At 72.3% G+C, this 25,432-nt stretch carries 30 protein-coding genes; 19 read left to right on the top strand and 11 right to left on the bottom strand.

Annotated features, from left to right (window positions below; translation table 11 throughout):
• Positions 1-15 precede the first annotated feature (15 nt).
• Both ACSUPV_RS22110 and ACSUPV_RS22115 read left to right on the top strand, forming a co-directional pair.
• The gene (locus ACSUPV_RS22110) at positions 16-681 is read left to right on the top strand and encodes a hypothetical protein (protein ID WP_359789730.1); all 666 of its coding nucleotides are present in this window, start codon (positions 16-18) and stop codon (positions 679-681) included.
• 105 nt (positions 682-786) lie between these two features.
• On the top strand, positions 787-1,119 hold the full coding sequence (locus tag ACSUPV_RS22115; protein WP_078650698.1) for a DUF2516 family protein: 333 nt from the start codon (positions 787-789) through the stop codon (positions 1,117-1,119).
• A 94-nt stretch (positions 1,120-1,213) separates the two neighbouring features.
• On the opposite strand, the gene ACSUPV_RS22120 is transcribed toward ACSUPV_RS22115, so the two are convergent.
• The 3 genes from ACSUPV_RS22120 to ACSUPV_RS22130 all read right to left on the bottom strand — a co-directional run bounded on the left by ACSUPV_RS22120 (position 1,214) and on the right by ACSUPV_RS22130 (position 5,002).
• A complete protein-coding gene (locus ACSUPV_RS22120) occupies positions 1,214-2,584 on the bottom strand; it encodes a PP2C family protein-serine/threonine phosphatase (protein WP_436948303.1) in 1,371 nt (456 codons plus the stop codon).
• Positions 2,585-2,881: 297 nt separating this feature from the next.
• On the bottom strand, positions 2,882-3,958 hold the full coding sequence (locus tag ACSUPV_RS22125) for a C40 family peptidase (RefSeq protein WP_031113792.1): 1,077 nt from the start codon (positions 3,956-3,958) through the stop codon (positions 2,882-2,884).
• Between the two features lie 225 nt (positions 3,959-4,183).
• Complete coding sequence (locus ACSUPV_RS22130; RefSeq protein ID WP_436948305.1) at positions 4,184-5,002, bottom strand: class I SAM-dependent methyltransferase; 819 nt, start codon at positions 5,000-5,002, stop codon at positions 4,184-4,186.
• A gap of 240 nt (positions 5,003-5,242) precedes the next feature.
• Between ACSUPV_RS22130 and mshA the strand changes: the two genes are divergently transcribed.
• Both mshA and ACSUPV_RS22140 read left to right on the top strand, forming a co-directional pair.
• Positions 5,243-6,580, top strand: coding sequence for a D-inositol-3-phosphate glycosyltransferase (gene mshA, locus ACSUPV_RS22135; protein WP_037759378.1), 1,338 nt, complete (start codon positions 5,243-5,245; stop codon positions 6,578-6,580).
• Complete coding sequence (locus tag ACSUPV_RS22140) at positions 6,573-7,076, top strand: YbjN domain-containing protein (RefSeq protein WP_031113789.1); 504 nt, start codon at positions 6,573-6,575, stop codon at positions 7,074-7,076. Before mshA ends, ACSUPV_RS22140 begins: the two co-directional genes overlap by 8 nt.
• Before the next feature lies 1 nt (position 7,077).
• Here ACSUPV_RS22140 and ACSUPV_RS22145 read toward each other — a convergent pair whose 3' ends face one another.
• Positions 7,078-7,893, bottom strand: coding sequence for a helix-turn-helix transcriptional regulator (locus ACSUPV_RS22145; protein ID WP_037759380.1), 816 nt, complete (start codon positions 7,891-7,893; stop codon positions 7,078-7,080).
• 49 nt (positions 7,894-7,942) lie between these two features.
• Between ACSUPV_RS22145 and ACSUPV_RS22150 the strand changes: the two genes are divergently transcribed.
• Positions 7,943-8,368, top strand: a complete 426-nt coding sequence (locus ACSUPV_RS22150) for a DUF2000 domain-containing protein (protein ID WP_031113786.1) — start codon at positions 7,943-7,945, stop codon at positions 8,366-8,368.
• Between the two features lie 115 nt (positions 8,369-8,483).
• The gene (locus ACSUPV_RS22155; RefSeq protein ID WP_436948308.1) at positions 8,484-9,233 is read left to right on the top strand and encodes a YqeB family protein; all 750 of its coding nucleotides are present in this window, start codon (positions 8,484-8,486) and stop codon (positions 9,231-9,233) included.
• Here ACSUPV_RS22155 and ACSUPV_RS22160 read toward each other — a convergent pair.
• Entirely contained in the window at positions 9,223-9,675 is a 453-nt protein-coding gene (locus ACSUPV_RS22160; RefSeq protein WP_436948310.1) for a DUF5707 domain-containing protein, read from the bottom strand. The genes ACSUPV_RS22155 and ACSUPV_RS22160 overlap by 11 nt on opposite strands.
• 203 nt (positions 9,676-9,878) lie before the next feature.
• Between ACSUPV_RS22160 and ACSUPV_RS22165 the strand changes: the two genes are divergently transcribed.
• From ACSUPV_RS22165 to ACSUPV_RS22175, 3 genes are read left to right on the top strand one after another with little or no spacing between them, the layout of a single operon-like run.
• Positions 9,879-12,287, top strand: coding sequence for a histidine kinase (locus tag ACSUPV_RS22165; protein ID WP_436948312.1), 2,409 nt, complete (start codon positions 9,879-9,881; stop codon positions 12,285-12,287).
• Positions 12,284-12,961 (top strand): response regulator transcription factor, encoded by a 678-nt coding sequence (locus ACSUPV_RS22170; RefSeq protein WP_359789740.1) that lies wholly within the window; start codon positions 12,284-12,286, stop codon positions 12,959-12,961. Before ACSUPV_RS22165 ends, ACSUPV_RS22170 begins: the two co-directional genes overlap by 4 nt.
• A gap of 23 nt (positions 12,962-12,984) precedes the next feature.
• A complete protein-coding gene (locus ACSUPV_RS22175) occupies positions 12,985-13,314 on the top strand; it encodes an SCO4225 family membrane protein (protein ID WP_031113779.1) in 330 nt (109 codons plus the stop codon).
• 34 nt (positions 13,315-13,348) lie between these two features.
• Here the strand turns inward: ACSUPV_RS22175 and ACSUPV_RS22180 are convergent, their stop codons facing one another.
• Positions 13,349-13,771: a nuclear transport factor 2 family protein gene (locus tag ACSUPV_RS22180; protein WP_436948314.1), complete on the bottom strand. Its 423-nt coding sequence runs from the start codon at positions 13,769-13,771 to the stop codon at positions 13,349-13,351.
• A gap of 114 nt (positions 13,772-13,885) precedes the next feature.
• Here ACSUPV_RS22180 and ACSUPV_RS22185 point away from each other — a divergent pair, with 114 nt between their 5' ends.
• The 4 genes from ACSUPV_RS22185 to ACSUPV_RS22200 all read left to right on the top strand — a co-directional run bounded on the left by ACSUPV_RS22185 (position 13,886) and on the right by ACSUPV_RS22200 (position 15,877).
• Positions 13,886-14,230 (top strand): helix-turn-helix transcriptional regulator, encoded by a 345-nt coding sequence (locus ACSUPV_RS22185; protein WP_031113777.1) that lies wholly within the window; start codon positions 13,886-13,888, stop codon positions 14,228-14,230.
• A gap of 9 nt (positions 14,231-14,239) precedes the next feature.
• Positions 14,240-14,944 (top strand): transcription termination factor Rho, encoded by a 705-nt coding sequence (locus ACSUPV_RS22190; protein WP_031113775.1) that lies wholly within the window; start codon positions 14,240-14,242, stop codon positions 14,942-14,944.
• A gap of 131 nt (positions 14,945-15,075) precedes the next feature.
• Positions 15,076-15,318 carry a hypothetical protein gene (locus tag ACSUPV_RS22195; protein ID WP_031113774.1) on the top strand — a complete coding sequence of 81 codons (243 nt, stop codon included), beginning with the start codon at positions 15,076-15,078 and terminating at the stop codon, positions 15,316-15,318.
• A gap of 292 nt (positions 15,319-15,610) precedes the next feature.
• Positions 15,611-15,877 carry a DUF6959 family protein gene (locus ACSUPV_RS22200; RefSeq protein WP_382613070.1) on the top strand — a complete coding sequence of 89 codons (267 nt, stop codon included), beginning with the start codon at positions 15,611-15,613 and terminating at the stop codon, positions 15,875-15,877.
• A gap of 119 nt (positions 15,878-15,996) precedes the next feature.
• Here ACSUPV_RS22200 and ACSUPV_RS22205 read toward each other — a convergent pair whose 3' ends face one another.
• On the bottom strand, positions 15,997-16,758 hold the full coding sequence (locus tag ACSUPV_RS22205; RefSeq protein ID WP_031113741.1) for a phosphoglyceromutase: 762 nt from the start codon (positions 16,756-16,758) through the stop codon (positions 15,997-15,999).
• 203 nt (positions 16,759-16,961) lie between these two features.
• On the opposite strand from ACSUPV_RS22205, the gene ACSUPV_RS22210 reads away from it, so the two are divergent.
• The 3 genes from ACSUPV_RS22210 to ACSUPV_RS22220 all read left to right on the top strand — a co-directional run bounded on the left by ACSUPV_RS22210 (position 16,962) and on the right by ACSUPV_RS22220 (position 19,566).
• Complete coding sequence (locus tag ACSUPV_RS22210) at positions 16,962-18,224, top strand: MDR family MFS transporter (RefSeq protein WP_436948317.1); 1,263 nt, start codon at positions 16,962-16,964, stop codon at positions 18,222-18,224.
• Between the two features lie 349 nt (positions 18,225-18,573).
• On the top strand, positions 18,574-19,134 hold the full coding sequence (locus ACSUPV_RS22215) for a DinB family protein (protein ID WP_031113739.1): 561 nt from the start codon (positions 18,574-18,576) through the stop codon (positions 19,132-19,134).
• 156 nt (positions 19,135-19,290) lie between these two features.
• Complete coding sequence (locus ACSUPV_RS22220) at positions 19,291-19,566, top strand: GNAT family N-acetyltransferase (RefSeq protein ID WP_051648459.1); 276 nt, start codon at positions 19,291-19,293, stop codon at positions 19,564-19,566.
• A gap of 74 nt (positions 19,567-19,640) precedes the next feature.
• On the opposite strand, the gene ACSUPV_RS22225 is transcribed toward ACSUPV_RS22220, so the two are convergent.
• The 3 genes from ACSUPV_RS22225 to phoU form a co-directional block, all read right to left on the bottom strand.
• Complete coding sequence (locus ACSUPV_RS22225; RefSeq protein ID WP_031113738.1) at positions 19,641-19,892, bottom strand: SCO4226 family nickel-binding protein; 252 nt, start codon at positions 19,890-19,892, stop codon at positions 19,641-19,643.
• Positions 19,893-20,087: 195 nt separating this feature from the next.
• On the bottom strand, positions 20,088-20,243 hold the full coding sequence (locus tag ACSUPV_RS22230; RefSeq protein ID WP_436948320.1) for a hypothetical protein: 156 nt from the start codon (positions 20,241-20,243) through the stop codon (positions 20,088-20,090).
• 132 nt (positions 20,244-20,375) lie between these two features.
• Positions 20,376-21,077, bottom strand: coding sequence for a phosphate signaling complex protein PhoU (gene phoU, locus ACSUPV_RS22235; RefSeq protein WP_031113736.1), 702 nt, complete (start codon positions 21,075-21,077; stop codon positions 20,376-20,378).
• Between the two features lie 245 nt (positions 21,078-21,322).
• On the opposite strand from phoU, the gene ACSUPV_RS22240 reads away from it, so the two are divergent.
• Both ACSUPV_RS22240 and ACSUPV_RS22245 read left to right on the top strand, forming a co-directional pair.
• Entirely contained in the window at positions 21,323-22,615 is a 1,293-nt protein-coding gene (locus ACSUPV_RS22240; protein WP_031113734.1) for a sensor histidine kinase, read from the top strand.
• Positions 22,612-23,292, top strand: a complete 681-nt coding sequence (locus ACSUPV_RS22245; protein WP_004929857.1) for a response regulator transcription factor — start codon at positions 22,612-22,614, stop codon at positions 23,290-23,292. The genes ACSUPV_RS22240 and ACSUPV_RS22245 overlap by 4 nt, the downstream gene beginning before the upstream one ends.
• Positions 23,293-23,373: 81 nt before the next feature.
• On the opposite strand, the gene ACSUPV_RS22250 is transcribed toward ACSUPV_RS22245, so the two are convergent.
• Positions 23,374-24,060, bottom strand: coding sequence for a hypothetical protein (locus ACSUPV_RS22250; RefSeq protein WP_031113732.1), 687 nt, complete (start codon positions 24,058-24,060; stop codon positions 23,374-23,376).
• Between the two features lie 603 nt (positions 24,061-24,663).
• Between ACSUPV_RS22250 and ACSUPV_RS22255 the strand changes: the two genes are divergently transcribed.
• On the top strand, positions 24,664-25,146 hold the full coding sequence (locus ACSUPV_RS22255) for a CarD family transcriptional regulator (RefSeq protein WP_003953493.1): 483 nt from the start codon (positions 24,664-24,666) through the stop codon (positions 25,144-25,146).
• Positions 25,147-25,432: the final 286 nt, after the last annotated feature.

Genomic DNA, 25,432 nt, shown 5'->3' on the forward strand with positions numbered 1-25,432 from the left:
GGGAGGACCATCACCATGGCCATCACCGACGACCTGCGCAAGACCTTCAGCGACCCGACCCCGCTCTACTTCGCCGCAGGCACCGCCGACCTCGCCCTTCAGCAGGCCAAGAAGGTGCCGGCCCTGGTGGAGCAGCTGCGCTCCGAGGCCCCCGCGCGGATCGACGCCGTACGCAACACCGACCCGAAGGCCGTCCAGGAGAAGGCGTCCGCCCGGGCCAAGGAGGCCTCCGCCCGCGTCAAGGAGACGCAGCAGACCCTCCAGCACAAGGTCACGGAGTTCATCGGCTCCATCGACGTCGACATCAAGAAGCTCGGCAGCACGATCGACGCGGACCTGAAGAAGGTCGGCGAGACCGCCCAGGACTTCGCGCTGCGCAGCGTCGGCGTGGCCGCCGAGTACGCCGTCAAGGCCCGCGAGACCTACGAGAAGGTCGCCGAGCACGGCGAGCAGGCCGTGCGGACCTGGCGCGGCGAGGCCGCCGAGGGCATCGAGGACGTCGCCGAGAGCGTCGAGGAACTGGCCGTGGCCGTCGAGCCGAAGCCCGAGCCGGTCGCGGTCAAGGAGGAGCCGGCGAAGCCCGCCGAGGCCAAGGCCGCCCCCGCGAAGAAGGCCCCGGCCAAGAAGGCCCCGGCGCGCAAGACCGCCACGGCGAAGAAGACGACGCCGTCGGCAAAGTAGGAACGCGAGCCGACGCGGGCCGGGCACCCTGGGGGTGCCCGGCCCGTTGTACGGGTACGGTGACCGCGTAGGGACGAGCCGAGTCAGGTGGTGGACGTTGTGCTGATGCAGGGCTTCGCAGGGTTGATGTGGCTTCTGAGCATGGCCCTGATCGTTTTCAGCGGCTTCGCGTTGATCGACGCGGCCGTGCGCCGGGAGGACGCCTACCGCGCGGCGGACAAGAAGACCAAGCCGTTCTGGCTGATCATCCTCGGGCTCGCCTTCGTGGTGAACCTGCTCTTCCCGATCCTGTCGTTCCTGCCGATCATCGGCCTGATCGCGACGATCGTGTACATGGTCGACGTCCGGCCCGCGATCCGGGCGCTCCCGGGCGGCGGCCGCAGCAGCCGCGGCTCCAGCAGCGACGGCCCGTACGGCCCGTGGAACGGCGGCCGGTAAAGGCCCTCGGCAGCTCCGAGGCCTCCCCCGGCAGCCGAGCCTCCCTCAGCAGCCAGCAGCCAGCAGCCAGCAGCCAGCAGCCAGGAGCCCGGGGCTACGGCACCCGGTCCAGCAGCAGTACCGCCACGTCGTCCGTCAGCTCGCCGCCGTTGAGGTCGCGGACCTCGTTCACCGCCGCCCGCAGCAGCTGCTCGCCCCGCAGGCCCTCGGCGAACTGGCGGCGGACCATCTCCGTCATGCCGTCCTGCCCGAGCCGCTCCCGGCCCTCGCCGACCCGGCCCTCGATCAGGCCGTCGGTGTAGAGCATCAGGCTCCACTCGGCGCCCAGCTCCACCTGCATCCGCGGCCAGCGGGCCCCGGGCAGCAGCCCGAGGGCCGGTCCGTTGTTGTCGTAGGGCAGCAGGCGGGCCGGCCGGCCCGGGCTGGCGAGCAGCGGCGAGGGATGGCCCGCCAGGCACAGGCCCGCCCGGCGACCGTCCGGCGCGATGTCCACCGTGCACAGGGTCGCGAAGATCTCGTCGTCGGCCCGCTCGTGCTCCAGCACCTGCTGGAGCGTGCCCAGCAACTGGTCGCCGCACAGGCCCGCCAGGGTCAGCGCGCGCCACGCGATCCGCAGCTCCACGCCGAGCGCGGCCTCGTCCGGGCCGTGGCCGCAGACATCGCCGATCATGGCGTGCACGGTGCCGTCCGGGGTGCGTACGACGTCGTAGAAGTCACCGCCGAGCAGGGCGCGCGAGCGGCCCGGGCGGTAGCGGGCGGCGAACCGCAGCGGGGAACCCTCCAGCAGCGGCGTCGGCAGCAGACCGCGCTCCAGGCGGCGGTTCTCCTGGGCACGCAGCCGGCCCTCGGCGAGCCGGCGCTCGGCCGACTCGGAGCGCTTGCGCTCCACCGCGTAGCGGATCGCGCGGCTCAGCAGCCGGCCGTCCAGCTCGTCGCGGAAGAGGTAGTCCTGGGCGCCCACGCGCACGGCCTCCGCGCCGCGCTCGGCGTCGCCCGAGGCGGTCAGCGCGAGGACGGCGTGCCGGGGCGCGAGTTCCAGCACGTGCTTGAGCACGGCGAGCTCGTCGTCGGAGTCGCTGCGGCCGGGCGCGGGCAGCGCCAGGTCCAGCAGGATGCAGTGGACGTCGTCGGTCAGCAGCCGCTCGGCCTCGGTGAGGTTGCGGGCCGTGCGGACGCGGATCGGCTTGCCCGCCTGGTCGAGCATGTCCGGCACGATCGGCGAACCGGCCGGGTCGTCCTCGATCAGCAGCAGGGTGAGATTGGTGTGGGCGGTGTGGTTCTCCACCTTGTCCGTGGTGTTTCCGGCCTTGTCCGTGGTGTCTCCGCCGGTGTCCGGCGTGCGCGGGGCCTGCGCCGAGGCGTCCGTGACGGAGTCCTCGGCGGAGCCGCCGCACGGGGACGCGGCCTGCGCCTGACCACTCTCCACGGCCGGGATGGCTCTCTGCCGCGGTATGGGTACGGGCATCGTCTTGGGTTCCTTCCCTCCCCCCGAGGGCATGGCGGGGGCGAGGGACCTCGACCCACCGACGGGGACCATAGCGGGTGTCGGCGGCGCATTGGAATGGTGTGAGCCACGCCGCTGCGCCACCGGCCAGTGTCATATGCCGCGATATGCCCCGCAGTTGGACAGCCCGGAGATGCCGCGGGGATGACGAACGTCACGTCGGCGCGGCGTTTGGCGGGTGGTTCTGGGTGGAGTGGGTCACGTGGGCCAGGTCACCGGGGGTCTCCGGTGTCCGATATCCGGTGTGCGCTCGGGCGTTCAGCCCGCGTCGGGCCGTACCACTCCGAGGATCGGCATGGATCCCGCCCCCGCGAGGGTCACGTCCCGCCCGGGCCGGGGCGCGTGCACGATCGCGCCGTCGCCGACGTACATCGCGACATGGCTGGCGTCGTCGAAGTAGATGATGAGGTCGCCTGGCCGCATGTCCTGGACGTCGATGTGGCGCAGCTGCTTCCACTGCTCCTGCGAGGTGCGCGGGATGCCGCGGCCGGCGGATATCCAGGCCTGTGAGGTCAGCCCGGAGCAGTCGTAGCTCTTCGGGCCCTCGGCGCCCCACCGGTAGGGCTTGCCGATCTGGGCCGTGGCGTACGCGACGGCCTTCTTGCCCTGCTCGGAGGCCTTTCCGCTGATGTCCTGGAGGATGCCGGAGTCGAGCCAGGCGGTCTGCGCCTTGTCCGCGGCCTCCTTCTCCAGCTCGGCGAGGCGCTCCTGCTCCTCCTTCCGCAGCTCGGATTCCAGCTTCTCCGCCTGTGCGATCTGCTTCTCGATCTTCTTCTGGGCGACGGCCTTGGCCTTGCGGCCCGCCTCCAGCTTCTTCCACTGCGCGGAGGCGTCCTCGGCGTACTGCTCCAAGTCCTCCTGGGTGCGGGTCAGTTCGCCGATCAGGCCCTTGGTGGCGTGCTGGCCCTCGCGGACCCGGCCCGCGCCGTCGAGGAACTCCTGCGGGTCGTCGCTGAGCATCAGATGGGCCTCGGGCGGGAGTCCGCCGCCGCGGTACTGGGCGGCGGCCGCGGCGCCCGCGCGCTCCTTGAGCTGCTCCAGCCTCTCCTGGCCCTTGACGATCTTCTTGGCCAGTTTCACGATCTCGTCGGACTGCTTGTCCGCCTTCTCCTCGGCGGCGTTGTACTCGTCGGTGGCGCGGGCCGCGGCGCGGTAGAGCTTGTCGAGCTTCTCGCGGACGGCTTCGAGGTCCTTGCCGGGGGCGAGCGTCGGGCCGGTGCTCGGGGTGGGGGAGGGGCTGGGACTCGCGAACGCCGTGCCCGGTGCCGCCAGCACGGTGACCGCGCAGACCACGGTCACGGCCGTCGCGAACAGGCCACGCTTGCCCCTGCGCATAAACCATCCCCCAAACTGATTAACCGTCAGTAACTTCCGGTTCGCCTGGGGATGCTGCCATGTCGGCGGCCAAAGCGACAGAGGTAGTGCTTCCCGCCGCCCCCTCCCTGGTATGCCTCCGGCATGATGATCCCCCCGCGTGTGTGACGAACGACTCAAAGAGATCGTTCCCCGCGGGTTCCGCCGGGTGGCTCGGGCCGCTCGGCGGGGCCTGCGGCCCGGGGTTCAGGACCGCGGTGCCAACGCCTCCCAGTGAACCGTCACTTCGCCCTGCCGCCAGCGCACCGGCCCGTCCGCCACCGGCCAGTCGGCCGTGAGGTCCCGTACCGCTCGGATCCAGCGCTGGCGGGTGCCGTAGGAGGCGTAGGGCGCGGCGGCGGCCCAGGCGCGGTCGAAGTCGCGCAGGAAGGCGTGCACCGGCTCGCCCGGGACGTTGCGGTGGATGAGTGCCTTCGGCAGGCGTTCCGCCAGGTCCGAGGGGCGTTCCAGGGAGCCGAGGCGGGTCGCGAAGGTGACCGTGCGGGGCCCTTCCGGTCCGAGCGCGACCCACACGTGCCGGCGGCCGATCTCGTCACAGGTCCCCTCGACCAGCAGCCCGCCGCGCGAACCGCGTACCGGGTCGGCCGGCGCGAGCCGCGCGCACAGGCGCCGCCACACGGCGGCGACCTCGCCCTCCTCGTACTGCCGCAGCACGTTCGCCGCGCGGACGAGCAGGGGCCGCTGCGGGATGGGGATCTCGAAGCCGCCGTGCCGGAAGGCGAGCCCCGCCCGCTCGTACGGCAGCGCCGCCGCGACCCGGGCCGGCTCGATCTCGATGCCCACGACACGCGCGCGTGGCGCGACCGTCCGCAGGCGGTGCAGCAGCTCGACGGCCGTCCACGGGGCGGCGCCGTAGCCGAGGTCGACCGCCACGGGGTCGACGGCGCGGCGCAGCTCCGCGCCGTGCGTGGCCGCGATCCAGCGGTCCATGCGGCGCAGGCGGTTGGGGTTCGTCGTCCCGCGCGTCACCGTTCCCAGCGGGCGGGACGCTGCGCGGGCTGTCATGCCAAAGAGGGTATGCGGCCTCCGGCCGGTCCCCGGCGCGGCCTCGGTGGGCCCCCGCCCCCTCCCACCCAGGCGACGCACTCCAGCCTCGAACGGTTGAGCGATCCTCGGTAATGGCTCGGCAAAAACGGCCCCGCCGGGCACCTCGCAGGAATGGGAACCCCTTCCTCCGGTGTTGCACCGGCTTGGAGGGCACCCGCGCCTCCGTCCGGTATGCCCGCAGCCAAGGAGGAACGCCACGTGAGCCAGTACATCGGCAGGCTCGGGCGGCGCTCCGCGTCCTCGCCCGCGCGCCTCCGGCTGCACCGCAGGCCCCGCCGGGTGGCCATGCTCTCCGTGCACACCTCCCCGCTCCACCAGCCGGGCACCGGCGACGCCGGCGGCATGAACGTCTACATCGTGGAACTCGCGCAGCGCCTCGCCGCGATCAACATCGAGGTCGAGATCTTCACGCGCGCCACCTCGGCGTCCCTCCCGCCGACCGTCGAGCTGGCCCCGGGCGTCCTCGTCCGGCACGTCGACGCCGGCCCCTACGAGGGCCTCGCCAAGGAGGACCTCCCCGCCCAGCTGTGCGCCTTCACGCACGGCGTGATGCAGGCCTGGGCCGGCCACCGCCCCGGCCACTACGACCTGGTCCACTCCCACTACTGGCTCTCCGGCCACGTCGGCTGGCTCGCCGCCCAGCGCTGGGGCGTCCCCCTGGTGCACGCCATGCACACCATGGCCAAGGTCAAGAACGCCAACCTGGCCGACGGCGACACCCCGGAACCGGCCGCCCGGGTCATCGGCGAGACCCAGATCGTCGACGCCGCCGACCGGCTCATCGCCAACACCACCGAGGAGGCCGACGAACTCGTCCGGCACTACGCGGCCGACACCGACAAGGTCGCCGTCGTCCACCCGGGTGTGAACCTGAGCCGCTTCTCGCCCGCCGACGGCCGCGCCGCCGCCCGGGCCCGCCTCGGCCTGCCGAGGGACGCGCTGATCCCGCTCTTCGCCGGCCGCATCCAGCCCCTGAAGGCCCCCGACGTGCTGCTGCGCGCCGTCGCCGTCCTCCTCGACGAGCGCCCGGAGCTGCGCTCGCGCATCCTCGTGCCGGTCGTCGGCGGCCCCAGCGGCAGCGGCCTCGCCAAGCCCGAGGGCCTGCAGAAGCTCGCCGCCCGCCTCGGCATCGCGGACGTCGTACGGTTCCATCCGCCGGTCGGCCAGGAGCAGCTCGCGGAGTGGTTCCGGGCCGCCTCCGTGCTGGTCATGCCCTCCTACAGCGAGTCCTTCGGCCTGGTCGCCATAGAGGCCCAGGCGGCCGGCACCCCGGTGCTCGCCGCGTCGGTCGGCGGCCTGCCGGTCGCCGTGCGCGACGGGCACACCGGCTTCCTGGTGCGCGGCCACGATCCGGCCGACTACGCGCGCGTGCTGCGCGACTTCGCCGACGACCCGCACCTGTCGCCGCGGATGGGCGCGCAGGCCGCCCGGCACGCCCAGTCCTTCGGTTGGGACACCGCGGCCGCCGCCACGGCGGACGTCTACACGGCCGCGCTGCAGGCACACCGCCGTCGCGTACGCTCGCACCATGGGTGACGCACAGAAAGCGGCAGCACAGACCGTCGAGGCCGTCCTGACGGACGCCGACCTGGAGTGGGAGAGCCCCGAGCCCGGCACCTACGTCGCGCAACTCCCCGGCACCCGCAAACTGAAGACGACGCTCTCCCTGATCGTCGGCCGCCACTCCCTGTCCCTGAACGCCTTCGTCATCCGCCACCCCGACGAGAACGAGCAGGGCGTCCACCGCTGGCTCCTGGAGCGCAACCTCAAGCTGTACGGCGTGAGTTACGCCGTCGATCAGCACGGCGACGTCTACGTCACCGGCCGCCTGTCCCTGTCCGCCGTCACCGCCGACGAACTGGACCGCCTGCTCGGCCAGGTCCTGGAGGCCTCCGACGGCAGCTTCAACACCCTGCTGGAGCTGGGCTTCGCCTCGGCGATCCGCAAGGAGTACGAGTGGCGGGTGTCCCGGGGCGAGTCGACCCGGAACCTGGACGCGTTCGCCCACCTCACGCAGCGCCCCGAGCGCTGACTCACCCCGCGCGGTAACGCCCGGGCGGCACCCCCACCAGCCTGCGGAAGTGCCGGGTGAGGTGCGACTGGTCGTAGAACCCGGTCGCCACCGCCACGTCACTCGGCGACCGCCCCTCCAGGAGCAGCCGCCGGGCGCGGCCCACCCGCAGGGACGTCAGGTACTGGTGCGGGGCGATGCCGTACGCGGTGCTGAACGCCCGTACCAGATGGGCCGGGTGGGCGCCCACCAGCCCGGCGGCCTCCGTCAGCCCGATGCCCTCGACGACCCGCTCGTCCAGCAGTTCGCGCAGCCGGCGGGCGAGGACCGGGTCCGCGGGGCGGGCCTGGTCGCTCTCGCCGCGCAGATGCCCGCGCAACCGCTCCCCGACGAACGTCAGCCTGCTCTCGGCCTCCAGCTCCTCACCGGGCCGCAGCAGCGCGCCGTGCAGCTGTCCGACGCGCCGCCGCAGCAGCGGATCACGCAGGTCGGGACGGTCGACGGCGGCCCCGATCAGCTCGTCCCCGAGGTGGGTCCCGTCGAGGTACAGCACCCGCTTGCGGAAGCCCTCCGGGGTGACGGGGGAGCCGTTGTGCGGCACGTGCGGCGGCAGCAGCGACACCGTGTCGTGCGGGGTGCCGTGCTCGTGCCGGTCGAGGTCGTACCGTACGGCGCCGGTGTCCACGATCAGCAGCGTCCAGGCCTCGTGGACGTGCATCGGATACGCGTACTCGGTGAACCGCGCGTGGAAGACCTCGACGACGCCCGGCACGGCCGGCCGCCAGGCGGAGACGATCCGCTGCCGGTCCGGGGACGTGCGGGCGGGCTGTGAGGCCATGCAAAGAACGTACAAGACCCCGTCGACCGCCGCCGGGCACGCTCGGACCATGAACACCGAACCGATCCGCTTCGACACGAAGATCGCCGTCCTGCTGCGCGTGGACCTGGAGCCCTGGCAGCGCCTCAACGTCACGTCGTTCCTGGTCAGCGGCTTGGGAACACAGATCCCCGAGGTGATCGGCGAACCGTACGAGGACGCGGACGGCGTGCCCTACCTGCCGATGTTCCGCCAGCCGGTCCTGGTCTTCGAGGCCACGAAGGAAACCCTCACCACGGCCCACACCCGCGCCCTTTCCCGCTCCCTGCCCCGCTCCGTCTTCACGTCCGACCTCTTCGCGACGGGCAACGACCGCGACAACCGCGCGGCCGTACGCGCGGTGCCGACGGCGGAACTGGATCTGGTGGGGCTTGCCGTCTACGGCCCGAAGAACGCGGTGGACAAGGTGGTGAAGGGGGCGCGGATGCATCCCTGAGCCGGGACCGCGGACGCCCCTGGAACCGGCGCGCGGACGGGGCGGCGACCAAAGTCGCGGGCCGGTAGACCAACGGCTGATGACAGGGCCGCGAGCCTTCCGCAGACTCGATGCCATGGAGGAAGCCAGGAACGTGACCATGGGCAAACGCCCCGAGCCGCAGGTGTCCATGGCCGGGAGTCGCGAGCCGCAGGCCGGCAGGGTCACGGAGCTCGCGGAATCGGCCTGGGTCATCGTGCTCTTCTGCGTCGCCTGCGGTGCTGTCGCGAGCGCGCTCCTGCCCCTCCTCGCCCGCCTGCTGCTGTCCCTGCGGTGGGCACCGCTGAAGGGCCCGGCCGAGCTGCTGACCTCCGTCCCGGAACCCGCCCTCACCCTCGGCACCATCGCGGTGGGCGTGCTGGGCGGACTGCTGCTCGGCCTCTCGGCGGTGCACGACTCGCTGTCGGTCCGTGTCGCCGACACCCACGTGACCCTGACGATCAGGGACGGCTCCCAGGAGTTCGCCCGCGAGGAGATCTCCGTGCTGTTCCGGGACGGCAAGCACCTCGTCGTGCTGGCCCCGAGCGGCATGGAACTGGCCCGGGAGCACTGCGGCCTGCCCTGGCGCCGCCTCGCGGACGCCCTCACCGAGCACGGCCACACCTGGGCGCGGGAGGACCCGTACCGCGCCCAGTTCCGCCGCTGGGTCCCCGGCACCCCCGGTCTTCCCCCGGGCGCGGACGCCCTGCTGCGGGCCCGTGCGAAGGCCCGGAAGGACGGGGACGGCGCCGAGGAGGCCCGGGAGCTGCGCGGGGAACTGCTGCGGCTGGGCGTGGTCGTACGGGACGAGGACAAGCGGCAGTTCTGGCGGGTCGTCAGCGGCTGACCTCGAAGGTGGCGGCGCGGGGCACGAAGGCCGTGCCGCCGTCCTCGGCGGTGGCCAGCGCGGAGACGTACCAGGTGCCGGTGCCCAGCTCCGCCGCCTCTTCCTGCGAAGCCCGCACGGTGTACGTGCAGCGGGACGTGCCCTCGCCGGTGCTCTCGCACGTGGCGCGCTCGGCGGACCGCAGCTCGGCCTCGGTCGGATCGAGCTTCGAACGCGCGGGCCAGGCCAGGACCTTGAGGCTGCGGACGCCCGAGTCGTCCGTCACGTCCGCGGTGAAGGTGAGCGTGCCGGTGCTGGTGCCGGTGCCGGTGAAGCGGGCCGAACCGTTCTGCAGGGCCGGCTCGGTGGTGCCGGAGGCGGAGGCCACGGCGATACCGCCCGCGGCGATCCCCCCGATGACGGCGACGCCGACGAACGAGGACACGAGAACGCGCTGGGACATGGGAGATCCTCCGGAAATCGGTGGGTGAACGCGACGTCTCCCGATGCGGGAGGTCGATGTGATCGAGCCTAGGGACGCCGCCCCGCACGGCCATCGGGCTCCGGAAGGGGCGTATCCGCAGGGTCTGTAACCCAGGTAAGAGACCCGGATCCGCCCTCAGCCGGAGGGGGACCGCCGGTCCGCGGTCCTAGCCTGGTCACCTCATGAATCGAACCGACGACCGACTTCTCCCGGTCGCGCTGTTCTGCGCCCAGGCCGCCGCATGGCCCGGCGCGGCACTGGCGCGCGGAACCGTACCGCCCGCGTCCGCGCTGCTCGTGGCGGCCCTGGTCGGCGGAGTGGTGACGGCCGCTCTCGCCCTGCGCCGATCCCGCCCGGTGACCGCCCTCGCCGTGGTCACCGCCGCCTGCGCTCTGGGCGCCGGCCCGCTGCCCACGGGCGCGGTGGCGGTCCTCGGCACCGCGGGCGTCGCCCTGGCCCTGTTCACCGCCGCGGCGGAACGCGACACGTTCACCGCCGTGCTGTGCGTCGTGACGCTCGCCGCCTGGCAGTCACTGCACGGCATCACCCTGCACGGACTGAGCGCCCCGGACGGCCTCGACCTCGCCCTGACCGCCCTGCTGTACGCCGCCGCGTGCGGCTCCGGCCTGCTGGTACGGCGTGCCCGTCGCGCCCGGCGGGCCGCCGAGCACCTGCTGCGGCGGGCCGAGGCCGAACGCCACCGGCTCCCGGAGGCCGAGCGGCGCCGTATGGAACGGGAGCTGCACGACGTCAGCGCCCACCACCTGACCGCCGTCGTCGTCACGGCCGGGGCGGCCCTCGGGCTGCGCGACCGTCGCCCCGAACTGGCCGCCGAGGCCCTGGAGTTCGCGAGGGACACCGGCCGTGAGGTCACCCGGGCCCTCGGAGCGGTCCGGGCACCGGCGCCGTCGCGGGAGGAACTGCCGTCGCCCCAGGAGCGGTTGCGGGCCCTGGTCGCCGGGTTCCGCCGGCTCGACCAGCGGGTGGACTGCGAGATCGACGCCCTCCCCGACGGCACCGTCGCGGACGCCGCGTACGGCATCGTCCGCGAGGCCCTGACCAACGTGACCCGGCACGCGCCCGGTGCGCACACCACCGTCCTGTGCCGGTACGGCGACACCCGCACGGACGTCGTGATCACCAGCGCGGCCCCACCCGCCGGCACGCCGTCGCACGGATCCGGTCTCGGCTCGGGCCGGGGCCAGGGCTTCCTGCGGTCCCGGGCCCGCGAGGCGGGCGGCACCCTCACCAGCGGCCCGACGGCGGACGGCGGCTGGGAGGTACGCGCGACCCTGCCCGGCCGGACCGCCGCCCCCGTGGAACGGACCGTGCCGCGCGGTTACCGCGCGGCCCAGCTGACGGCCGCCCTCGGCCTGTTCCTCCAGCCATTGCTGCCGGCCCTGGTCATCCGCGCGGAGAGCGCGTCGAGCGGACCGCAGGTCTCCGCGGGCGTCCTCTTCGCCCTGCTGGCCGCGGCCCAGGGCATCGCCCTGCTGTGGCTGCGACGGGCACCCCGGACGGCCTTCGCGACCCTCCTCGGCCTGGCCCTGCTCTGGCCACCGGCGATGTCCCTGGGCGAGTACGGCGGCCCGGTGCTGCTGCCGCCCCTGCTGAGCGTGCTGCCCACGGGTGGGGCGGTGGCGGCGGCCACGGCGGGGTGGCCGGGTGCGCGCGGCGCAGGGGGCCAGTCGCGCGGACATCCCGGGCGGCCCGCCTGGCAGGTCGGGCGGCCCGCGTGGCGGATCGGGTTCGGGCGGTCCACGAGGCAGATCGGGCGGCCCACAAGGCAGATCGGGCAGCCCGCGTGGCAGGTCGCGGCCGCGCTGGCGCACGCGACCGCCGCGACCGCCGCCGTCCTGGACCGGGGTACGGCGTTCCCCGTCTGGGCGGTCGCGCTGTGCGCGGCAGCCGGAGCGGCCCTGGCGATCGGCACGGCCCGCTGGTACGGGACCAGGCGCGGCCGCCGCGACCGGGCCGACCGGGACACGCGCGAGGAACGCCTGGCCGCCTGGACCGAGGAGGCAGTCCGGGAGGCCTGGGCGGAGCGCCGCCGTATCGCCACCGGCCTGGAGACCACCGTCCTGGCCCGCACCGCCGACATGGTCGCCGCTGCGGAGGCCGGCCGCCTCGACACGACGGCGGAACGGGCCCGCGAGGCACTGGCGGCGATGCGCGCCCTGCTGGACACGGTCACCGAGGGCGAGGCGACACCGCCCGGCCTCCGGCCGCAACCCACCCTCCAGGCCCTCGACCTGCTGGCCCACCAGTGCCGGGCCACCGGCAGGGACGTGGAGATACGACGGACGGACCGGGTCCCCGACCGCCTGCCCACGGCCGTGGACCTGGCCGCCTACCACGCCGCCGAGACCGTACTGGCGGCAGGCGGCCAGGAACCGGCCCTGCTCGAACTCGACACGGACGGCGATACGTTGACCCTCACGGCCACCGGGGTCCCCGAGGCAGCCGGACCCGCCCTGCGCGAGCGCCTGGCGACCCGGATCGAGGCCCTCGGCGGCACCCTGACCACGGGCCCGGACGGCACGCTCCGCCTCCGGCTGCCCCTGCCCGGAGAAGAGGGAACCGAGCGATGAGTCTCAAGGTGCTGGTCGTCGACGACCAGGGCATCGTCCGGGCGGGGTTCGCGGCCGTGATCGACGCCGAGGACGACATGACGGTCGTGGGCGAAGCCGCCGACGGTGCGGCAGCCGTACGCCTCGCCGACGAACTGTCCCCCGACGTCGTCGTCATGGACGTACGCATGCCGGAACTGGACGGCATCGCCGCCACCCGCATCATCACGGGCCGGGAGAACGCGCCCCGGGTCCTCGTCCTGACCACCTTCGACCTGGACGCCTACGTCTTCGACGCCCTGCGCGCCGGCGCCTCCGGCTTCCTCCTGAAGGACGTTCACGCCTCCGAACTCCTGCACGGCATCAGGGTCGTGGCGACGGGCGAATCGGTCCTGGCCCCCTCGGCGACCCGCCGCCTGATCTCCCACTACGCGTCCGCCCCGGAACGCCGGACCACCGGCGGCCCTCGCCAACTCGACAGCCTCACCACCAGCCAGCGGAACGTACTGGGCCTGCTCGCCGCGGGCCTCAACAACGCGGAGATCGCCGAGTCGCTGGGCATCACCGTGGGCACGGTCAAGTCCCACGTGAACGCGCTCCTGCGCAAACTCGGCCTGCGCGACCGCGTCCAGGCGACGATCCTCGCCTACGACCTCGGCCTGGCCCGCCCCAACCCGCCCGGCCCCCACCTCTGACCGCCCCGACCGAGGAGTCCCCCATGACGACCCCGGCTTCCGGCCGCTCGCTTCCCCGCGAGGCGGCCCACCGCCTGCGCCACGCCCTGCGGCACCCCGCCGCCCTCGTCTACCTCGCCGCCTGCGCGATCCTGCTCGGGTGGGCGGTGACGGTGACCCTGACGGACAGCTCGGACGAGTCGATGGCGGGCGTCATCCCGCTCCTCGCCACGGCCCCGGCCAGCCTGGTCCTGCTCGTCCTCCCGGACCACGGGGCGATGCTCATCACCGCCGTCGTACTCGGCGCGCTGGTCAACGCCACGATCATCGGCGCCTGCGCCCGGGCGCTGAGCCGGGGCCGCAGCGCGGACTAGGCATCAACGCGTCGAGGTACGCGGGCACAACGCCTCAAGGCGTGCAAGCCGCGGCGATCGACACGCTGTTCTCGTACAGGTGGTGCCGGGTGATCCGCCCGTTCTCCACGGTGAGCCGCAGGGCGAACGGCCCCGAGAAGGACTTGCCCGTCGCCCGGACCGTTCCCGAGAGGTGCCCCATCAGAACGGCGTCGGCACCGTCCACGAGGAAGGCGTCGACGGAAGCCCGCGCCTCCTCGGGCACGGTGTACCGGGCCAACTCCTCGGCCTGGGCGGCACAATCGGCGGCGGTGGAGCGCGGCCGGATCCAGGGCACCCCCGGATTGTCGGCCAGCATCCAGTCGACCTCGTCGGCGAAGAGCGCGGTGAGTCCCGCGGTGTCACCGGCGAGACGCAGCTGGAGGAACTTCTGGACGGTCGCGCGGGTGGCCTCTGACGTGCTGGTGGTTGTCGTCATGGGGCCAGCTTGCCGGGGGCCGCAGGGGACGTCGATTACGTCACGGGTAATGACGCCCGCGCCGCGCCCGCTAAGGAGGTTGTTTGCAGGTCAGTCCCATACTAGAGTTTTGGCATGGCTAGAACGCCGCGCATGACCCTGCAGACGCAAGTGGTCCTGCGGACCCTCCTGGAGACCCCGGCCAAGGCGCGCTACGGCCTGGAGCTCTCGAACGCCGCAGGCCTGCCCACCGGCACGATCCACCCGATCCTCGCCCGTCTCGAGGCGGCCGGCTGGCTCGAATCGTTCTGGGAGGACCAGGCCGCGATCGAGAAGACCGACCCGCCCCGCCCGCGCCGCCGTTACTACCGCTTCACCACCAACGGAGCGGAATCCGCCCGCCTGGCACTGGCCGCCGCCTACCAGGGCGGTGCCGCGTCCGCTCGACTCCGCCCCGCGCCCGACGGGTTGGGGAGCTGAAGCCGTCAGATGCCTGAGTACGAGCACCGGCACGAGCATCCCGCGTCCGCCCGACCCGCCGGCTCCCGGCGCCGCCGTGGCACGGACCTGGAGGACATGGTCCTGGCCGAGCTGCAACGGGTCGCAGCGGGACTGGGCATCAAGGACGCCACGCGGATGCGGAAGAAGACGCTGATCGACCTCATTCGCGAGGTGCAGGGCGAGGAGCCGCGGGCCGTCACACGCACGCGCCGTCGGACTGCCACGCCCGGCCGCCCGGCCACCCCTCCTCCGCCGGCCGCGTCCGCTCGACGAGCCCGTGGCAGGGGCCTCGAAGGGATGGTGCTGGCGGAACTCCAACAGGTGGCAGCGGGGCTCGGCATCCGGGGAACCGCGCGCATGCGCAAGGGCGAGCTGATCCAGGCCATCCGTGAACACCAGGGGGAGCAGGCCACGGCTGCCCAGTCCACCGAGGCCGCTGTCGCACAGCGCCCGGACACCCCACCCCGCCGCACGCGCTTCACCACGCTCGGACTCCGCGCCATCTCCCTCGGCACCCAGCTGCTGCCCGCCGCCGCCCGCGACCGCTGGCAGGAGGAGTGGAGAGCGGAGTGGGCCGACCTGGCCGACCGGCCGGGCCGCGCCCGCCTGATGTACCTCGTCCGCCTCACGGTGAACAGCGCACCGCGACTGGCCTGGAGCCTGCGCCGCGCTTCCCGCCGGGAGGCGGCGTGAACACCCGCGCCCCGTTCGCCTGCGAGGTGTGGGGAGGACGCGCAGGGCGTCCGCCCGAAAACAACCCGCCGCTTCCCTCTCGGCCTAGGAACCGTGGAAGCGGCGGGAACCACCAGATAGGAGACCACCTGATGTCGATCCAGGATCGCACGCCGCTTCCCCGCCCGGAAGCCCCGCCCGAGCCCGGCCGCCACCTGACCATCCCCCTGCGCTACCTCCCGGGAACCGGCTTCGCCCTCGCCGGCGCCATCACCGCCGGCATCACCTGGCAGTACGTCCCCCAGCAGAGCGTGTGGCCGCTGGCCGTCCTGGGCGCGGTGGCGATGCTCTGCGACGCGGTGATCCTGGGGTGCCGGGGGGTGCGGCGCAGCTGATCCGCTCCGGGGTGCGTGGCCCCCTGGCGCCGGCTGGGGGGCACGCGCCCGGCAAGCTGTGGCGATGAGCGACTACCGCCTGTGGCTCGCTGCGAACCCACAGCCCCTGGCCGAGGCCGACGCGCGGTCTACTGGAACCTCAAGAACCCCCTGGTGCCTGCTCCCTGAGGAGACGCCCCCGACCGGCCCGTGAGACCCGGCACCACGTCAGGAGTTCGATCCGCCTCCCGGCACGGTGGGGCCTTCCTGCATGCCGTTGATGTCAGCTGGTGGTGTCGGGTTGGATGGCCTGATGGAGCGCATCGAAGCCGAGCTGTTCACGGAGGGCGGCAACGACGCCGTGGTCCGTCTCCCCGGCAGACGGTTCCCCGGGGTCCTGGTGCAGGGCGACTCCCTGCACATCCTCCGCAGCGATGTGGACGAGGTGATGCGGGCCTGCGAGCGAGGCGACCTGGCCGAAGCTCGGGACTCCGCCGCCTTTCTCCTGACGAATTTGGACGCCCTCCTGGCTCGGTACGAGGTCGCGTTGAGCGAGCACGAGATCCCGCGACCGTACTGAGCTGCCGGGCCGGGTGAGCATCCGCCGTACCGGACCACGACGGTCCCGAGGCGGCCCCAGGCAGCGAAAAGCCCCCGACCTGCGGATAACCCGCAGGCAGGGGGCTTGATCAGTACCGCCTACTTCTTCTTCCCCTGGTTCTTGACCGCCTCGATGGCCGCCGCGGCCGCCTCCGGGTCCAGGTACGTGCCGCCCGGGTTCACCGGCTTGAAGTCGGTGTCCAGTTCGTAGGACAGCGGGATGCCCGTCGGGATGTTGAGGCCCGCGATGTCCGCGTCGGAGATGCCGTCCAGGTGCTTGACCAGGGCGCGCAGGGAGTTGCCGTGGGCCGCGATCAGGACCGTGCGGCCGGTCAGCAGGTCGGGGACGATCGCGTCGAACCAGTACGGGAGCATGCGGACGACGACGTCCTTCAGGCACTCCGTGCGGGGGCGCAGCTCCGGCGGGAGGGTCGCGTAGCGCGGGTCGGAGAACTGGGAGTACTCGGCGTCGATGTCCAGCGGCGGCGGCGGGGTGTCGTAGGAGCGGCGCCACAGCATGAACTGCTCCTCGCCGAACTCGGCGAGCGTCTGTGCCTTGTCCTTGCCCTGGAGGGCACCGTAGTGGCGCTCGTTCAGGCGCCACGAGCGGTGGACCGGGATCCAGTGGCGGTCCGCGGCCTCCAGGGCCAGCTGGGCCGTGCGGATCGCGCGCTTCTGGAGGGACGTGTGGACCACATCGGGGAGGAGATCGGCGTCCTTCAGGAGCTCGCCACCGCGGACTGCCTCCTTCTCGCCCTTCTCGTTGAGGTTCACGTCCACCCAGCCGGTGAACAGGTTCTTCGCGTTCCACTCGCTCTCGCCGTGGCGGAGGAGGATCAGCTTGTACGGTGCGTCGGCCATGCCCCAGAGCGTAATCCACGCATTCGCCCGTTCGCGTGGCTGCCCGGCAGGCGGACGTTTGACGGGTTCTGTTAATTGAGTGGTCCCCGTCAAGCAGGGACTTGTAACGTGCGATTACCGCCAGCGCCTCTTACCGCCGACGCCTCTCACCGTCAGCGCGTCGTACAGTCCTGTTGCATTCGGGGGAATCCGTGCCGTACGCCATGCGTGCCCGTCGTGCCGTCCGAGAGACGGTCTCCGGGCTGCCTCGCGAGTTCTGGTGGCTGTGGACCAGCACTCTGGTCAACCGGCTCGGCGCCTTCGTCGCCACTTTCATGGCGCTGTACCTGACGCTCGACCGCGGCTACTCCGCCACGTACGCCGGCCTGGTCGCCGCCCTGCACGGGCTCGGCGGGGTGATCTCCTCGCTGGGCGGCGGGGTGATGACCGACCGGCTGGGGCGGCGGCCGACCCTGCTGATCGCGCAGGCCTCGACGGCCGTGTCCGTCGCGCTGCTGGGGTTCGTGCGCGACCCGGTCGCGATCGCCGGCGTCGCCTTCCTCGTCGGCATGGCGAGCAACGCGTCCCGGCCGGCCGTGCAGGCGATGATGGCGGACATCGTCCGGCCCGAGGACCGCATCCGGGCCTTCTCCCTCAACTACTGGGCCATCAACCTCGGCTTCGCCATCTCCTCCATGGCCGCCGGGTTCATCGCCGAGGCCAGCTATCTCGCCGGGTTCCTGATCGAGGCGGCGATGACGATGGCCTGCGCGATCCTCGTCTTCCTGCGGCTGCCCGAGTCCAGGCCCGACGAGACGGTGGAGACGGCCACCGCCCGGTCCGACGACGCCGTCAGTCTCGGGACCGTCCTGCGCGACGGGCGTTTCATGAGCGTCGTCGGGCTGTCCTTCCTCGTCGCGCTGATCTTCCAGCAGGGATCGGTGGGGCTGCCGGTGGCGATGGGAGAGGGGTTCACGCCGGCCGAGTACGGCATGGCGATCGCCGTCAACGGCGTGCTGATCGTCGTGCTCCAGATCCCGGTCACCCGCTTCATCGAGCACCGGGATCCGCGCCGGCTGCTGGTCGTCTCGTCCATCCTGGCGGGGTACGGCTTCGGGCTCACGGCCTTCGCCGGGTCGGTGGGGGTCATCGCCCTGACGGTGTGCGTGTGGACGCTGGCCGAGATCGTCAACGCGCCGACGCAGACCGGGCTCGTCGTCCGGCTGTCCCCGCTGCACGGGCGCGGGCGCTACCAGGGCATGTACACGATGTCCTGGGCCGTCGCGGGCCTGGTCGCCCCGCTGCTGTCCGGCTTCGTCATCGACCGGTTCGGGGCGGAGTGGCTGTGGGCGTCGTGCGCCGTGGTGGGGACGGTGGCCGGGCTGGGGTACGGGGCGTTGATGAGGCGGGTGCCGGAGGAGAAGGCGGCAGCCGCCGGCGAACCCGAGGTGGGTGTGCGGGCGCAGCCGGAGGTCGGGGCGGGGTGAAGCGGGCAGACGTGCCGGCGACCCGGCTTTCGGGCCGGGCGTCGGCCGGCACCCCGCGGGACACCCGGTTTATGACCGATGGCTCGAGGCGCCGAAGCCGCCGAAACCGCCGAAACCGCCGAGCAGCTCCGCTGACGGCTCAACTCCGGCCCGCAGGCCCGATATTCGGTGGCGAGCCCGCCCCAGCCCGGTCCACCATGCCCGCATGGTCTCGCGTGAGCACACCACTGAAGCCGAGCACGCAAGCGAACCCGAGTACGCAAGCGAACCCGAGCACGCACGCGAACCCGAGCACGCCGGCGGCGAAGAAGCGGCGGCCCGGTGGACGCAGTCGACCGTCTACCCCGACATGTGGGTCGACCCGGACGACGACCCCCGCGAGACCGAAGATCCCCGCGGGACCGACGGCGAGCCCCTCGACGAGCGCGGCCTCCTGCTCGACTACCTGCGCGCCTACCGCCTCACCCTGGAGATGAAGTGCGCGGGCCTGGACGCCGAGCAGATGGCCCGGCGATCCGTACCGCCGTCCACGATGTCCCTGCTCGGGCTGGTGCGGCACCTCACCGAAGGCGAGCGGCACTTCCGGCGGGTGATGGCCGGGGAGGACGCGCCGAAGCTGTACCGCACGGACGAGGACCGCGACGGCGACTTCAACGGCGCGGTCGCCGACCAGGCGGTCGTGGACGAGGCCTGGCGGCAGTGGCGGACCGAGGTGGAACGCACCGACCGCTACCTCGCCGGCGTCACCGACCTCGGCACGCACAACGCCGGCCACTCCGACCTCGGCCCGGAACCCGGCGGGCAGCACCAGCTGCGCGATGTCCTGCTCGCGCAGATCGCCGAGTACGCCCGCCACTGCGGCCACGCCGACCTCCTGCGCGAACGCGTCGACGGCCGAGTGGGGCAGTGATCAGCGGAGCCGGCCGGCATCCCGAGTGCCACACCGAGCGGCTCCGGCTGCGCCAGTGGACGGACGCCGACCTCGGCCCGCTCGCGGAGATGGACGCGGACCCCGACGTCATGCGGTACATCGGGGACGGCTCGCCCGGCACCCAGGAGCGGACCGGTGGGACTGACCGTCCCCGCCTACCTGCCCGAGAACATGCCCGCGGTGGAGATCGGCTGGCGGCTGCGGCGCCGCTCCTGGGGCCGGGGCTACGCCACCGAGGCGGCCAGGGAGGTCCTGGCGTTCGCCTTCGACGACGTGGGCCTGGAACGCGTCGTCAGCATCTGCCACGTCGACAACCACGCCTCGACCCGGTCATGGCCAAGCTCGGCATGTCCCACGACCGCACCACGCGCGTACCCGCCCATGGGCAGCCGGTCCGGGTCAGGTCACTGACCCGGGCGCAGTACCGCGCCTCGGCGTAAGGCCCTGCCGACGGTCCGGGCCGCGGCGCTGCACCGAGTTCCGGCTCACTGCACCGTCAACGGCACCGGATGGATCTCGTCCGCCTTGTGCCCGGCCCGCTCGTGGATGCGCTGGACCGCTTCGGCCGAGGGGGCCTCGGAGAGGCAGTAGACGACACCGGACTCCGGGTCGGCCCACGCCCTCTCGAAGTGGACCTGCTCTTCCTTCTCTATGGCGAGGTCCGCGTCGTGGGCCTCGCGCAGCTGCTCCTCGGTGATGCCCTTCATGCTGTGGTGGACATCCATGAACTTGGCCATGGCCCGTGCCTCCTTCCCGGTTCGGCACTGCGTACGGCATTCCGTACGGCTCCACCCGGAGTTCCGTACGGAACTCCACCCCCGTCGCCCCGTACCTCCCATCGTCCGCCCGTACCGCCCCGCGGGCGACCTCAACGCCGAAGGGCCCCGGCGCACCGCCGGGGCCCTTCAGGTCGTACGGACGACGTGCCGGCGTCAGCCGCACTGGCAGGGGCTGCCCGACTGGCACCCGCAGCCGCAGCCCGAGCCGCAGCCGCAGGCGGCGACCAGGGGCAGGGCCCTGATCTCGGTGGGCTGCTCGGTCTCGCGCTGCTGCGTGGGGTCGGGCGTGATGCTGGGGGGTTCGGCCATGGGTCCCTCCTCAAGGCTGGTGCCTGTGCCCATTGGACGCCCGTTCCGCTGGGCGCATCAACGGCGCACAGAGGCGCCCGCGTGCCCCGGCCGATCCCGTCCGGCCCTTTCACGCCCTGGCAGGACGGGTGGTCAGGCGCTCTCCGCCCCGGAGACCGCCTGGATCTCCGGCTGCACATCCGTCTGGAGCTCGTCCGCGTGCTCGCCCGTCACCAGGTACACCACGCGCTTGGCGACCGACACCGCGTGGTCGGCGAACCGCTCGTAGTAGCGGCCCAGCAGCGTGACGTCCACGGCCGTCTCGATGCCGTGCTTCCAGCGGTCGTCCATCAGGTGCTGGAAGAGGGTGCGGTGCAGCAGGTCCATGGCGTCGTCGTCCTGCTCCAGCTGGAGCGCCAGGTCGACGTCCTTGGTGATGATCACCTCGGCGGCCTTGGCCATCAGGCGCTGGGCGAGCTGGCCCATCTCCAGGATGGTGGCGTGCAGGTCGCTCGGGACCGCGCGGTCCGGGTAGCGCAGGCGCGCGAGCTTCGCCACGTGCTGGGCGAGGTCACCCGAGCGCTCCAGGTCGGCGGACATCCGCAGCGACGTGACGACGATGCGCAGGTCCGTCGCGACCGGCTGCTGCCGCGCCAGCAGGGCTATCGCCCGGGCCTCCAGGTCGTGCTGGAGCTCGTCGACCTTCTGGTCGGCCTCGATGACGTTCTCGGCGAGCTTCAGGTCGGAGTCGAGCATGGCGGTCGTGGCGCGCCCGATCGCCGACCCGACCAGCCGGGCCATCTCCACCAGACCGTCGCTGATCGAGTCCAGTTCCTCGTGGTACGCGTCCCGCATCAGGTTTCCCTCTCGTGCGTTCAAGTCGGGGGTCCAAGGGCCGGGGCCCACCGACAAACCGGCGGTACGACCGTCTTCTAACCAACGGTCCGAACCCCACGCTCCCACGTTCCGGCCCGTACGCGTCCGTTTCCGGCATCCCAAATGAACCAATACTGGCTCCAAGGTGAACTCTGGGCGACGAGTGTTCGAGCCGGTGGCCCGACGGCTGTGGCCGGTGCCCGACCCATGCCTAACCTGGGTGCATGGACGTGAACGCGGCGGTCGCCGCAGCGGCTGCGATCGCCGGGGTACTCACCGGCGTCATCGCCATGCTGGCGTTCCGCTGGAGCGAGCGCGAGCAGAAGCGCCCCACACGTACCTCCCTGCACACGGACCCGGTGCTCCCGCCGGGCGTGGACACCGTCCTGTCGGTCCTCAGGTCCTCCGCCGTCGTGCTCGACGAGGCGGACGCCGTGGTCAAGGCCAGCTCGGCGGCGTACGCCCTCGGCCTGGTCCGCGGCGGCAAGCTCGCCGTCGAGCCGATGCTGCAGATGGCCCGGGACACCCGGCGCGACGGGGAGATACGCCAGGTCGAGTTGGATCTGCCGCGGCGCGGTACCGGACGCGGAGAGGCCCTGGCCGTCTCCGCGCGGGTCGCGCCGCTGGGCTCCCGGTTGGTGCTGCTGCTCGTCGAGGACCTCACCGAGGCCCGCCGCATCGAGGCGGTCCGGCGCGACTTCGTCGCCAACGTGAGCCATGAGCTGAAGACGCCCGTCGGCGCCCTGTCCCTGCTCTCCGAGGCCGTCATGGACGCCTCGGACGACCCCGAGGCCGTGGAGCGGTTCGCCGGCCGCATGCAGATCGAGGCGACCCGGCTCACCAGCCTGGTGCAGGAGCTCATCGACCTGTCGCGGGTGCAGAACGACGACCCCCTGGAGGACGCCGAGCCCGTCCGGGTCGACGAGCTCGTCGCGGAGGCCATCGACCGCTGCCGGCACCAGGCCGGCAGCAAGGAGATCACCATGGCCGCCGGCGGCACCGCCGACCTGGCCGTGTGGGGCAACCGCGGCCAGCTCGCCGCGGCCCTCGGCAACCTCGTCGAGAACGCCGTCAACTACTCGCCCGCCCGCACCCGCGTCGGCATAGCGGCCCGCAGGGTGAACGCGCCCGGCGGGGACCACATCGAGATCGCCGTCACCGACCAGGGCATCGGCATCTCCGACAAGGACAAGGAGCGCATCTTCGAGCGCTTCTACCGCGTCGACCCGGCCCGCTCCCGTGCCACGGGTGGCACGGGACTGGGCCTGGCGATCGTGAAGCACGTGGCCGCCTCGCACGGCGGGGAGGTCACGGTGTGGAGCGCCGAAGGCCAGGGCTCCACCTTCACCCTGCGGCTGCCGGAGGCCGGTGCGGCCCGCGACCGCGCACATCAGCAGTCCGCCCGGGACGAACGCGCTGCAGGCGCGGGCCTCGACGAGGAGGCCGGGCGGGCCACCCCCACATCCCCCGATTCCACCGCGTACGAAACGCTTCCCGCTCCGGAGGTCCTTCCGTGACCCGTGTGCTCGTCGTCGAGGACGAGGAGTCCTTCTCCGACGCCCTGTCGTACATGCTCCGCAAGGAGGGCTTCGAGGTCGCCGTCGCGACCACCGGGCCCGACGGACTCGACGAGTTCGAGCGCAACGGCGCCGACCTCGTCCTCCTCGACCTGATGCTGCCCGGCCTGCCGGGCACCGAGGTCTGCCGCCAGCTGCGCGGCCGCTCCAACGTCCCCGTCATCATGGTCACCGCCAAGGACAGCGAGATCGACAAGGTCGTCGGGCTGGAGATAGGAGCCGACGACTACGTCACCAAGCCGTTCTCCTCGCGGGAGCTGGTCGCCCGCATCCGCGCCGTGCTGCGCCGCAGAGGCGAGCCGGAGGAGGTCACCCCGGCCGCGCTGGAGGCCGGCCCGGTCCGCATGGACGTCGACCGGCACGTGGTCACGGTCGGCGGCACCAAGGTCGACCTCCCGCTGAAGGAGTTCGACCTGCTGGAGATGCTGCTGCGCAACGCCGGCCGCGTGCTCACGCGCATGCAGCTCATCGACCGCGTCTGGGGCGCCGACTACGTCGGTGACACCAAGACCCTCGACGTCCACGTCAAGCGCCTGCGCGCCAAGATCGAGCCGGACCCGGGCGCCCCGCGCTACCTGGTCACGGTCCGCGGCCTGGGCTACAAGTTCGAGCCGTAGACCGGCACCGGCATCACGAAAGGGCGGGACCTCTCCGAGGAGGAGGGGTCCCGCCCTTTCGCTACGACTGCTCCACGGGCCTCAGTGCCCGGCGCCGCCCGTCGCGCTCGCGGAGGCCGCGTCGGTCGGCGTGGCCGGCGACTCGTGGCCGCCCGGCGTCTCGCCCGCGGCGGGGCTCTCGGTGCCGGCCGGCGAACCCGAGGGGCTGCCCGACGGCGAACCGGACGGGGACGCCGAGCCGCCCGGCGCGGCCGGGACCTCGGTCGGGCCCCACTCCTTGAAGTAGTGCTCGGCCGGGACGACGAACGCGCGCAGGCTCACGTCACCCGTCTTGCTGAAGGTGAAGGTGACCTTCTGGGCGTTGCCGTCCTGCACGGCCTCACGGCTGCTCGGCAACAGGGCCTGGGCGTTGTCCTTGCCGCCCAGGATCAGCGAGCCGCCGGCCGGGACGGTGAGGCTGCCGCCCTTGGCGGGCTTGAGCTCGGCGGTCTTGCCGGTGCCCGGGAGGGTGATGGACTCCAGCGTCTCGTCGGTGCTGCCGGAGTTGAAGAAGGTCGCGGAGATCGCGGCCGGGCCGGTCGACTCGAGGTCGGGCTGCGTGATCACGATCGCGTTCTGGATCTTGATGTCGCCGACGCTCGTCGCCGCGTTGTCCGGCTTGATCTCCAGGGTCTGGGCGTTGTTGCCGGCTCCGCACGCGGCGAGCGAGGCGATCGAGAACGCGATGGCGGCAGCGGCGAGGGCGCCGCGTCGAAGGCTGCTGCTCACGGCGGCGGCAACTCCTTGACTCGAACGGAGCGGCCGATAAAGCCGCCCTAAGTGTCTGTCAGCAGGCCTCAGGTTACCGAGCCGTTCCCGCCCGGCCGCACCCGACCCCCCGGCACCCCGGCATCCCGCATCCGTCGCGCCTGTCTCGCAGGTCACAGGTGACTCCTCGGTCACATTGCCGGAGTGCTCGTCCGGCATTCACATAAGAGCGCCGGACGGCAGCGCGCATTTTCTGTGAAGGAATGCGCGGACGGCCTGGGAATTGATCACCGGGCGGCCCGCCCGGGAGACGTCGTGATCAATTCCCGATTCGACCGGAACCCCGCTCGGGCCGCCGAACGGAGTAGCGGAAGTCGATCACATGGAACCGGACATATGGGGATGTTCGGCCGTCTGGAGGGGGCTCCGGATGCGTGTAGCGTACGCGTTTCGCTCACCCCGGACAGCCGCTCCGACCTGCGAATACCTTCTTCCACTCCCTGTCCGAAGCACGTTCCTGTCGGAGTTGTCAAGCCCCGAGATATGCCCTGACCTGCGAAAACGCCATTCAGAACCGTCAGTTTCCGTGTTACCCTGGATAGCCACGGAAGGGGTACCTGTCACATGACGTTCAAGGTTGGCGACACCGTGGTCTATCCCCATCACGGGGCCGCGCTGATCGAGGCCATCGAAACTCGCCAGATCAAAGGCGTGGACAAGACCTACTTGGTGCTGAAGGTCGCCCAGGGTGACCTGACGGTACGTGTGCCAGCGGACAATGCGGAGTTCGTCGGCGTGCGTGATGTGGTCGGTCAGGACGGGCTGGACCGGGTCTTCGAGGTGCTGCGCGCGCCGTACGCCGAGGAGCCCACGAACTGGTCCCGTCGCTACAAGGCAAACCTGGAGAAGCTCGCCTCGGGCGATGTCATCAAGGTCGCGGAAGTGGTGCGTGACCTGTGGCGTCGTGAGCGCGAGCGCGGACTCTCCGCCGGAGAGAAGCGCATGCTCGCCAAGGCCCGCCAGATCCTGGTGAGCGAGCTCGCCCTCGCGGAGAACACCAACGAGGACAAGGCCGAGGCCCTGCTCGACGAGGTTCTCGCCTCCTGAGGCGAAGCCCGTCGCTCAGCACTCTGCTGATCAAGGCATCCTGCTGATCAAGGCTGATCAAGCGCCTGCACATCGAAATGCCGCGGTGCCCGATGACTCTTTCCTGTCGCCGGGCGCTGCGGCATGTTCGTACTCGGACGCCGATGCGCCGTCAGCCCGGGATGTGTTATCGCTCACGACCCGGTTGTCTGGCGTGCCGGGCCCGGGCAGCCGGCTCGACCAGCGTCACGGAAGGGTCCGGTCGAGCGCGTCGCGCCCGGCACTCCTCCAGGCCATACCCACGCCA

This window comes from Streptomyces sp. SudanB52_2052, assembly GCF_964272415.1.
Lineage (GTDB): Bacteria > Actinomycetota > Actinomycetes > Streptomycetales > Streptomycetaceae > Streptomyces > Streptomyces olindensis.

Bases quoted from the DNA above. Each gene is read 5' to 3' on its own strand.
- ACSUPV_RS22240 (WP_031113734.1), top strand. From the start codon at position 21,323: ATGGACGTGAACGCGGCGGTCGCCGCAGCGGCTGCGATCGCCGGGGTA.
- ACSUPV_RS22225 (WP_031113738.1), bottom strand. From the start codon at position 19,892: ATGGCCAAGTTCATGGATGTCCACCACAGCATGAAGGGCATCACCGAG.
- ACSUPV_RS22120 (WP_436948303.1), bottom strand. From the start codon at position 2,584: ATGCCCGTACCCATACCGCGGCAGAGAGCCATCCCGGCCGTGGAGAGT.
- ACSUPV_RS22125 (WP_031113792.1), bottom strand. From the start codon at position 3,958: ATGCGCAGGGGCAAGCGTGGCCTGTTCGCGACGGCCGTGACCGTGGTC.
- ACSUPV_RS22185 (WP_031113777.1), top strand. From the start codon at position 13,886: ATGGCTAGAACGCCGCGCATGACCCTGCAGACGCAAGTGGTCCTGCGG.
- ACSUPV_RS22230 (WP_436948320.1), bottom strand. From the start codon at position 20,243: ATGGCCGAACCCCCCAGCATCACGCCCGACCCCACGCAGCAGCGCGAG.
- ACSUPV_RS22155 (WP_436948308.1), top strand. From the start codon at position 8,484: ATGGAGGAAGCCAGGAACGTGACCATGGGCAAACGCCCCGAGCCGCAG.
- ACSUPV_RS22110 (WP_359789730.1), top strand. From the start codon at position 16: ATGGCCATCACCGACGACCTGCGCAAGACCTTCAGCGACCCGACCCCG.
- ACSUPV_RS22255 (WP_003953493.1), top strand. From the start codon at position 24,664: ATGACGTTCAAGGTTGGCGACACCGTGGTCTATCCCCATCACGGGGCC.
- ACSUPV_RS22130 (WP_436948305.1), bottom strand. From the start codon at position 5,002: ATGACAGCCCGCGCAGCGTCCCGCCCGCTGGGAACGGTGACGCGCGGG.
- ACSUPV_RS22205 (WP_031113741.1), bottom strand. From the start codon at position 16,758: ATGGCCGACGCACCGTACAAGCTGATCCTCCTCCGCCACGGCGAGAGC.
- ACSUPV_RS22170 (WP_359789740.1), top strand. From the start codon at position 12,284: ATGAGTCTCAAGGTGCTGGTCGTCGACGACCAGGGCATCGTCCGGGCG.
- ACSUPV_RS22190 (WP_031113775.1), top strand. From the start codon at position 14,240: ATGCCTGAGTACGAGCACCGGCACGAGCATCCCGCGTCCGCCCGACCC.
- ACSUPV_RS22160 (WP_436948310.1), bottom strand. From the start codon at position 9,675: ATGTCCCAGCGCGTTCTCGTGTCCTCGTTCGTCGGCGTCGCCGTCATC.
- phoU (WP_031113736.1), bottom strand. From the start codon at position 21,077: ATGCGGGACGCGTACCACGAGGAACTGGACTCGATCAGCGACGGTCTG.
- ACSUPV_RS22200 (WP_382613070.1), top strand. From the start codon at position 15,611: ATGGAGCGCATCGAAGCCGAGCTGTTCACGGAGGGCGGCAACGACGCC.
- ACSUPV_RS22165 (WP_436948312.1), top strand. From the start codon at position 9,879: ATGAATCGAACCGACGACCGACTTCTCCCGGTCGCGCTGTTCTGCGCC.
- ACSUPV_RS22145 (WP_037759380.1), bottom strand. From the start codon at position 7,893: ATGGCCTCACAGCCCGCCCGCACGTCCCCGGACCGGCAGCGGATCGTC.
- ACSUPV_RS22195 (WP_031113774.1), top strand. From the start codon at position 15,076: ATGTCGATCCAGGATCGCACGCCGCTTCCCCGCCCGGAAGCCCCGCCC.
- ACSUPV_RS22115 (WP_078650698.1), top strand. From the start codon at position 787: ATGCAGGGCTTCGCAGGGTTGATGTGGCTTCTGAGCATGGCCCTGATC.
- ACSUPV_RS22180 (WP_436948314.1), bottom strand. From the start codon at position 13,771: ATGACGACAACCACCAGCACGTCAGAGGCCACCCGCGCGACCGTCCAG.
- ACSUPV_RS22210 (WP_436948317.1), top strand. From the start codon at position 16,962: ATGCGTGCCCGTCGTGCCGTCCGAGAGACGGTCTCCGGGCTGCCTCGC.
- ACSUPV_RS22215 (WP_031113739.1), top strand. From the start codon at position 18,574: ATGTGGGTCGACCCGGACGACGACCCCCGCGAGACCGAAGATCCCCGC.
- ACSUPV_RS22150 (WP_031113786.1), top strand. From the start codon at position 7,943: ATGAACACCGAACCGATCCGCTTCGACACGAAGATCGCCGTCCTGCTG.
- ACSUPV_RS22175 (WP_031113779.1), top strand. From the start codon at position 12,985: ATGACGACCCCGGCTTCCGGCCGCTCGCTTCCCCGCGAGGCGGCCCAC.
- ACSUPV_RS22140 (WP_031113789.1), top strand. From the start codon at position 6,573: ATGGGTGACGCACAGAAAGCGGCAGCACAGACCGTCGAGGCCGTCCTG.